This window comes from Kluyvera sp. Awk 3 (assembly GCF_028069715.1).
GTDB classification, from domain to species: Bacteria; Pseudomonadota; Gammaproteobacteria; order Enterobacterales; family Enterobacteriaceae; genus Kluyvera; species Kluyvera georgiana_A.
Window position 1 is genome coordinate 1 of the sequence record NZ_JANEWH010000192.1, and the last position, 7,038, is coordinate 7,038.

The 7,038-nt window shown below is 51.0% G+C and carries 11 protein-coding genes; 2 read left to right on the top strand and 9 right to left on the bottom strand.

The window, feature by feature from the left end:
- Positions 1–36: 36 nt before the first annotated feature.
- The 9 genes from NNN71_RS22985 to NNN71_RS23025 form a co-directional block, all read right to left on the bottom strand.
- Positions 37–2,061 (bottom strand): replication endonuclease, encoded by a 2,025-nt coding sequence (locus NNN71_RS22985; RefSeq protein ID WP_271459434.1) that lies wholly within the window; start codon positions 2,059–2,061, stop codon positions 37–39.
- A complete protein-coding gene (locus tag NNN71_RS22990; RefSeq protein WP_271459435.1) occupies positions 2,058–2,876 on the bottom strand; it encodes a DNA adenine methylase in 819 nt (272 codons plus the stop codon). Before NNN71_RS22990 ends, NNN71_RS22985 begins: the two co-directional genes overlap by 4 nt.
- Positions 2,866–3,165 carry a hypothetical protein gene (locus NNN71_RS22995; protein WP_271459436.1) on the bottom strand — a complete coding sequence of 100 codons (300 nt, stop codon included), beginning with the start codon at positions 3,163–3,165 and terminating at the stop codon, positions 2,866–2,868. Before NNN71_RS22995 ends, NNN71_RS22990 begins: the two co-directional genes overlap by 11 nt.
- Complete coding sequence (locus NNN71_RS23000; RefSeq protein ID WP_442910525.1) at positions 3,156–3,389, bottom strand: DUF2732 family protein; 234 nt, start codon at positions 3,387–3,389, stop codon at positions 3,156–3,158. Before NNN71_RS23000 ends, NNN71_RS22995 begins: the two co-directional genes overlap by 10 nt.
- A 66-nt stretch (positions 3,390–3,455) precedes the next feature.
- A complete protein-coding gene (locus NNN71_RS23005; RefSeq protein WP_271459437.1) occupies positions 3,456–3,857 on the bottom strand; it encodes a hypothetical protein in 402 nt (133 codons plus the stop codon).
- Between the two features lie 11 nt (positions 3,858–3,868).
- Positions 3,869–4,294, bottom strand: coding sequence for a hypothetical protein (locus tag NNN71_RS23010; protein ID WP_271459438.1), 426 nt, complete (start codon positions 4,292–4,294; stop codon positions 3,869–3,871).
- The gene (locus NNN71_RS23015; RefSeq protein ID WP_271459444.1) at positions 4,284–4,502 is read right to left on the bottom strand and encodes a phage filamentation protein Fil family protein; all 219 of its coding nucleotides are present in this window, start codon (positions 4,500–4,502) and stop codon (positions 4,284–4,286) included. The genes NNN71_RS23010 and NNN71_RS23015 overlap by 11 nt, the downstream gene beginning before the upstream one ends.
- A gap of 15 nt (positions 4,503–4,517) precedes the next feature.
- Positions 4,518–5,021 carry a phage regulatory CII family protein gene (locus NNN71_RS23020; RefSeq protein ID WP_271459439.1) on the bottom strand — a complete coding sequence of 168 codons (504 nt, stop codon included), beginning with the start codon at positions 5,019–5,021 and terminating at the stop codon, positions 4,518–4,520.
- 35 nt (positions 5,022–5,056) lie between these two features.
- A complete protein-coding gene (locus NNN71_RS23025; RefSeq protein ID WP_271459440.1) occupies positions 5,057–5,260 on the bottom strand; it encodes a hypothetical protein in 204 nt (67 codons plus the stop codon).
- A gap of 145 nt (positions 5,261–5,405) precedes the next feature.
- Between NNN71_RS23025 and NNN71_RS23030 the strand changes: the two genes are divergently transcribed.
- Positions 5,406–5,972, top strand: a complete 567-nt coding sequence (locus NNN71_RS23030) for a phage repressor protein CI (RefSeq protein WP_271459441.1) — start codon at positions 5,406–5,408, stop codon at positions 5,970–5,972.
- The gene (locus NNN71_RS23035; protein WP_271459442.1) at positions 5,972–6,991 is read left to right on the top strand and encodes a site-specific integrase; all 1,020 of its coding nucleotides are present in this window, start codon (positions 5,972–5,974) and stop codon (positions 6,989–6,991) included. Before NNN71_RS23030 ends, NNN71_RS23035 begins: the two co-directional genes overlap by 1 nt.
- Positions 6,992–7,038: the final 47 nt, after the last annotated feature.

Here is a 7,038-nt window from a genome sequence, read left to right on the forward strand (position 1 = left end):
TTGATATATTTCACACGGTTATAGCGTTCACAACGCCTACGCCCACCCCGGCCACAACTCTTGTCCAGCCTCCCCTTTTCTTTCCTGCAGCCGTCCATTTTTATAAAACAACGCAGAGCGGCCATAAATCAGCCCGCCGCCACGCATCAAAATGTCTATTTCTTCATCAGAACCAACATACCCCCGTTTATGCAGTTCCAGTTTTAACCGCCTCCGGGTTCCACCCTCCGTACAGTTATTGACAGAACTCCAAGGGTGATTAAGGTCAAGGTCAAAAGCAGCCTCCGCTACCGCTTCGGCCAACTTCGCAACCTTCTGCCACTTCACCAGGCGCGTACAAATCTCAGAATCTGGCACATGAGGGGAATAGATACCCTGAACGCGCTGCACGTCCTCCGCATATTCATTACCCTGTTTCGTTATCTCATAGGCCAGTCGAACGGTCAGATCCTTACGCGCAACAAACGCCCCGCCCTGGCATTCGGTGTATGCGCGCCAGTCACCTACGTCAGCAGCAAAACGTACGTTATCCATATCTTCCGTAGGTAGAATCTGTTCTTCCCCCGGCAGGCGGCGCAGTTCACGCCAGACCGTGACCGGCGCACCACCAATCTGCTGAAACTGGCGAATGCGCCAGCGGGATGCCCAGGCCGAAACCGCTTTGGCCATATCGCGCAGGTTCTCCCCGGTTTCATCGTCCGTTTCACCGTCCAGGGAAAAACCATCAATATTTTTCGAAATGTATTTGGCGATATAGCCGGTTGCCGACCCCTTTTCCGGATCGATCGGCTCAACGTGAAAACGCGCCTTAAGCGCGTGGGGTGTCTGTAACTCTTCTGAATCGGTGATTCTTGCGTGATAACAAAGAATATCGCGCACCACATCAACATCCTGCGGACGCATAAAAAGAAGCATGTGCCAGTGTGGTGTGCCGTCATGGTGTGGCTCTACAACACGGAAGCCAAAGACATGAATACCGGCGCGAGAGATCGCCGCGCGGGCCTTCGCCCAGACGCCACATAAATAGCGCTGGGTGTCCTGCGGGTTGCAGCCGTTCCACTGCGACACAAAACCGCCCTTGCTATGTACCGCATGGAAGCGTGAAGGCGCAGTGATGGTGTAGAACTCCCCCGCCAGCCCCTCTTCATTTGCGATATCTTCAAACCCGCGCATACGCACCATTAGTTCACAGCGGCGGATCGCAGGATTGGCCACGCTGCCATGAACCATATCAGCCAACGACACCCGATCGCCCAGGTCATTAATCAGGTCGAATTTCCTGAAAAACTCCGCATTACGCTTTTTCTGCTCTGTCCACTCGCCCAGGGTGCTACGGGAAACATACGCACTGGCCGCTTTCTGCACCTGGCCAACGGCGATCGCGAAATGCTCGCGCTGCACATCACGTGCGCGTTTCAGGCGTAACCGCCACCATTCAGGGGCAATCATGCGCAAAATGCCAGATTCAGCTTTTGGCTGATCCAGCTGGCCTTTGGCCTCAAACTCTTTCCAGTACGGTGGCTGATTGTTCAGCATCAGAGAGCATTCGCCAAGATTGCGGTATGCCTCCAGGGTGCGGTGATACAGCTCCAGTTCATCATCCGTGCCGGACGGCAGCTGATCAGCAAAGTCATACAGACATTCCGCCATCCAGCGCGACACCTGATCGGCCAGCTTTTTCAGATCGGTACGGTCAAGGGATGGTAAGCGCCCCAGCGCCTTACTGAATGGAAGATCTGAAACGTCAGCGGCCAGCTTGTAGCGCGCGGCCACTTTGCGCAGGCGTGGCAATACGTTCCCGCCGATAGTCTTGCGCAGGAACGTATTGCCACGACGGCGCCCATCACGGCCAGCCAGCAGCTTTTCGTAACGGCTACCAAAATACCCGGCTAACCAGTCGGGTATCTCGTGAAGGTATTGTGAGCGCCAGGCGTAATCCTGCGGGTTTTTAGCCCACAGGCGGCGCTCTGTGATTGTTGCACCTGCAGGCGTACCCGGCGCGAACGTGTCACGCCGCCAGCTATCGACGGCATGACATTGTTCATTAATGGCCAGCGTCATGCTGCACCCTGTATGGCAGGCGATTTAAGGATCAGCTCAGCGGCAATTTTCTGGCTATCAGCTGCAGCACCAACGCTTCGCGGGGCATTAATACGAATAGCCTGGAAGCCAGCATAAAGACAGCGGACGGTTTCAAGGTCGCTGTTTGACGCAACGACACTAATCCCTGCAGCAGACAAACGGCGCAACTTCCGCGACAAACGCCCCTGATCCATATGCGAGAAACCCCGCTCGTGATAGGCAGTGAAGTTCCCTGACTCAGTCAGATAAGGCGGATCGCAATAAACCACGTCGTACCCATCCCGAACCATATCAAGGGTTTCGGAATAGCTGGCACATACAAACGTGGCGCGCTTAGCCTTTTCGGCAAACGCTTTAATCTCAGCCTCCGGGAAATATGGTTGCTTGTATTTGCCGTAAGGAACATTGAAACGGCCGGATTTGTTATATCGGCACAGACCGTTAAAGCCGTGGCGGTTCAGATAAAGAAACAGCGCCGGGCGCCACTCTGGATCGTCGTTATGGTTGAAAGAATCGCGGTTGTCGTAATAGCCTTGCTCGCTGTTATATTTCTCAAACAGAAGCGCGGCACGGTCAATTAGATCAAACGTATTAGTGGCCGCTTCACGGTAAAAACCAATTAAATCCGGGTTAACGTCTGCAATCAGATATTCGTCATACTCCGTATTCATCATTACAGAGCAGGAACCGGCGAACGGCTCCACCAGGCGCTTACCTTCCGGCAGGTGTGGCAACAACTGCGGCATCAGGCGGGCTTTGCTGCCTACCCATTTAAGAGGCGTTTTAACGGTCATTTTCGCCCCCGTTGATTTCAGCTTTATATTCCAAAACACATGCAACACGGTGAGCGACCATCTGGTCATCACTTTTATATAACCGGCCACACGTCAATCCGCGGGAATGCCCTTCGTCATAGCCCCTTTTGAAATGCTCGACTACCTCCACCTTTTCACTATTCTCTGCAGTTCTACGTTCCTGTAGTTCAATCAGACCAGCCAGAGTTCGCTTCATATTTCCGTGGGCTTTAAGCCCCCAGATCAGGTGATTGAGATCATCATCAGTCAGGCGTTCACTCAGTTCCATGCCGCGCCCCCTTTGCTGCTGATAGCTACCGCCTCTTCGCGGATCAGTTCAATAATTTCGGCGGCACTCAAACCTTCAACGGCGGCATGCGTGGCCAGCTTATCCAGGCGGGTAGAAAAGAAATCAGCAGCGGCAGTTCTGCCGTCATGAACAGCGATTTTCAGCATCTCCTGGAAGTTAGCCGCGGGAGTAGAAACGGTAATATCTCTGCGAATCTGGGCCATATCAGTTTCCTTAAGGCAAAAGAATCCCCGGCCACCAAAGCGATGGCCAAAAATTCAGGTAGTTAATTAGTGAAGAAAGGCGGTATTAGTGACGGCGGTATAGTTCGGCGCCGGTATTCGGTGCAACTCAAACGTATGGCGCCACCACTCCTGGATCAGCGCCTTAATTTCTCCCGCCCCCAGCGCGCCAGCTGTATAGAAAATCGCGCGGATTCCTGCGATGGCTTCAATCTGCGATTCCTTGCTTTCGGCCTCGCGGTATGCGCAGCACCAGAAAGCAGCATTGATCGCAAGCCAATGGCGCTGGTTCGTTAAATGTTCGGTATCGTTAAAAAAGAAAGAATGCAGGCCAATACGGCTACCTTTAACAATGCTTTTGGCCACAAAGGCCATCGCGTAATTATGTGGTACACCCCAGGCAACCAGTTCCTGCCCTAACGCTTTACTATCAACGGAAATAACGGTCATTCCTGAACTCCCTACTGTTTTGCCAGCATTGTTAATACTGCATTCGGTGCAACAACCATCTGCACCTCGCCGTTATGGATTGGATTGCACTTCTGGCGCGGCTCCGACCGTGCAGCTGTGCGGCGGGAAAAGTCGCTATCACGCAACGAACCGAAACCCTCAAAAGTAACGCGAGCGTGGGAAATCCCCTGGCGCAGCTGAATCATCGCCCGATAGTCGAGGCGCTCGAACAGCTCCCGCCAGCTGCAGCGGCTTAATGCTGCTTTGAACACATCCGATCCGGAATTAACGCCAGCAGCGTGAAGCACTACGCCGCGCCATTCCGGTGTTAACTTGTCCCACCAATCCGCCGCTGCGCTGCTGTTACTGAAATGCTTACGGCGAATGCGCGCCAGCTGCGCCAGGTTCTTTTCCTGCTGTGTCTGGTTAACGGCCATTGCGCCCCCTTGCCAGAATCGCGGCGATGGATGAAACAAAACGCAAGAAGCTGCCTGTTTTCTGCGGCTGGTAAGCATTGACGTTGAATTTGTAGGAGTGGCCAGGATTCCAGCGCTGTCCGTTCGGCAGCTCCAGCCAGCCAGTGGAACCACTGGCCAACTGTGGCGGCGGTGACTGGCGTTTGAGGTAAGTAACAAACGGTTTAATGTTCATAGCGATCCCTCACATCAGGCCAGTAGCGCCGCTTGTCACAACATCGACAGCAGCGGCCAGAACCGGCGCGGATTGGAAACGGCTTTCGACGGCATACGCCAGCACGGAAAGGCTGCGGATAGCGTCACGGGCACGATCAAGGATTTGGTTTTTACGGTCAGCGGTCATGCGTTCTTCTGATACCGCTTGCCCAGCAATCGCGCCAACGTTGGCGGTAGCTGCCAGCGCGCAGTACTGCATATTTTCGCCAGTGGCGTTATTTACCGGCACAGACGGCAGGCAATTGATTTGGCTCAGCAGCCCATCAAGCAAACGCGCATCTTCGGTGTAATCGGTAATGGCCAGCAGCTCGTCACAGGTAAGGCGATGCGGCTGCAGCGGGTTCAGCTTATTGCGTAGCATCTGCGGACGCATGCCAACTGCAGCGGCGACATCCTCCAGATTGTGCTCCAGCGCGAACACTCGGCAAGCGGCATCAAAATGCGCATGTTTAGAAGTCAGGTAATCAAACATAGTCCCGTCCTCAAAAAAATAATATTGTTAATGAGTTAAGAAACTCGCGGCCCCTGGTCTGCAGTCCATGCCAGCCAATCGACATAAACAAGCTCGCCGCGTTTGGCTTTTGGTTTAATTTTCAGACGGCCATTTTGATACCAGTAGCGGGCACGACGCAGGGGTACGCCGGAACGTTCACAAAAGGTGTTTAAATCTACCCAACGGTTTTCGCTATGTGTTGAAACGGTGGTGGTCATAAGGCAAAATCCTCAAACTATGGCTGTTAGTCAGTGTCAATGTTTGGCAGCCAGTGTGAATAGATGTAAGGTTTTAGTGTTCACGAGGATAGTATGAACACTAAAATGAAATGTCAACGAAAAATGACAACTTTAGGTGTTCATTATGAATTTAGAGACGGGTGCACGTGAGGCTATCGAACGTATATGTGAGGTTTACGGATTCACATCGCGTAACCAGTTAGCCAAACATATTGGAATCACTAACAGTTCGCTAGGTAACAGGATCATGCGGGATAACTTCCCTGCAGACATTGCAATCAGATGTGCTCTCGAAACAGGGGCTGCATTGCATTGGCTTGTTACAGGCGATGGTCCGAAATTCGATCACACCTCCAGTGATACCGTCAGAATTCCTTCATATAAATTTGAAGGTACAAAATTGGTGAAAACGGCATCATTCTTATTCGATAAGGCAATGCTTCCCGACCTCGTAGGCAACCCAGAAATCATAACTGAAGGAAACGCCAAATATCTGGTTGATAGGGCAGACTATTCTGCTGCCGATGGAAAATATCTGATCGAATACTCTGAAACCCAAAGTATTAAAGAACTAACACTACTACCGGGTAATAAGTTGCGCATCGATTGGGGAAAATACCCGCTCGATTGTGAAATTGGCGCCGTAAAAATAATTGGCAAAGTCATTATGACAATGGTGGTTAACGCTTAATGGCGGTTCGTAAAATAGACTCTGGCGAATGGCTATGCGACTTACGGCCTACTGGTGTCAAGGGAAAACGCATTCGCAAAAAATTCGCCACTAAAGGTGAAGCGCTGGCATATGAAAAATACATTGCCAGTGAAATGGAAGAAAAGCCGTGGTTAGGCGAAAAGCAAGATAATCGTCGTCTGTCAGAATTGATTGAGCTGTGGCATGACCTTTATGGCCGCACGCTGTCAGATGCTGATCGCATGATGTCGAAGTTGAAAGGTATATGTGCAGGAATGGGTGATCCCATCGCGGCACAAATTACAGCTGCAGATTTTAGCAAATATCGTGAAGGTAGGCTAAAAGGTGAAATTCCCGATGTTAATGGCCGATTAATGCCGATACAGCCGCAGACGGTAAATCATGAGCAGCGCAACCTCTCGGCAGTATTTGGTACGCTAAAAAAACTGGGGCACTGGTCATTACCTAACCCACTGGCAGGTATTCCAACATTCAAAGTCGATGAAAAAATGGTTTCTTTTTTATACCCAGAAGAAATCAAAAGCCTACTGCAATACTTATCAGAATCAAGCAGTACTAGCGTACTTCTAATCGCCAAAATTTGCCTTGCGACAGGAGCAAGATGGAGTGAGGCCGAAAATTTAGAAGGTGCGCAGGTAACGCCGTACCGGATAACCTACAAGAACACCAAAAACGGAAGAGTCAGATCAGTTCCTATCTCAAAAGAACTGTATGACAAAATACCGAAAAAACGTGGGCGTTTGTTCACTCCGTGCCGCAAGACATTTGAACGAGTAGTGACTAAAGCGGGCATTGAGTTGCCAGACGGGCAATGCACGCACGTACTACGACACACGTTTGCCAGCCACTTTATGATGAATGGCGGAAACATCCTTGTGCTCAAAGAAATACTTGGGCACTCAGATATAAAAATGACAATGATTTATGCACACTTTGCACCTACACATCTTGAAGATGCAGTGAGTAAAAATCCGTTAGCAATGCTTAACTTTCAATAACAGGCCAGTTCAAATGGATATAAAATACAGCGCCACTATTTTAATAG

What these genes read in the sequence shown, in the direction of transcription:
- NNN71_RS22985 (WP_271459434.1), bottom strand. Translation starts at nt 2,061, where the DNA reads ATGACGCTGGCCATTAATGAACAATGTCATGCCGTCGATAGCTGGCGG.
- NNN71_RS22990 (WP_271459435.1), bottom strand. Translation starts at nt 2,876, where the DNA reads ATGACCGTTAAAACGCCTCTTAAATGGGTAGGCAGCAAAGCCCGCCTG.
- NNN71_RS22995 (WP_271459436.1), bottom strand. Translation starts at nt 3,165, where the DNA reads ATGGAACTGAGTGAACGCCTGACTGATGATGATCTCAATCACCTGATC.
- NNN71_RS23000 (WP_442910525.1), bottom strand. Translation starts at nt 3,389, where the DNA reads ATGGCCCAGATTCGCAGAGATATTACCGTTTCTACTCCCGCGGCTAAC.
- NNN71_RS23005 (WP_271459437.1), bottom strand. Translation starts at nt 3,857, where the DNA reads ATGACCGTTATTTCCGTTGATAGTAAAGCGTTAGGGCAGGAACTGGTT.
- NNN71_RS23010 (WP_271459438.1), bottom strand. Translation starts at nt 4,294, where the DNA reads ATGGCCGTTAACCAGACACAGCAGGAAAAGAACCTGGCGCAGCTGGCG.
- NNN71_RS23020 (WP_271459439.1), bottom strand. Translation starts at nt 5,021, where the DNA reads ATGTTTGATTACCTGACTTCTAAACATGCGCATTTTGATGCCGCTTGC.
- NNN71_RS23025 (WP_271459440.1), bottom strand. Translation starts at nt 5,260, where the DNA reads ATGACCACCACCGTTTCAACACATAGCGAAAACCGTTGGGTAGATTTA.
- NNN71_RS23030 (WP_271459441.1), top strand. Translation starts at nt 5,406, where the DNA reads ATGAATTTAGAGACGGGTGCACGTGAGGCTATCGAACGTATATGTGAG.
- NNN71_RS23035 (WP_271459442.1), top strand. Translation starts at nt 5,972, where the DNA reads ATGGCGGTTCGTAAAATAGACTCTGGCGAATGGCTATGCGACTTACGG.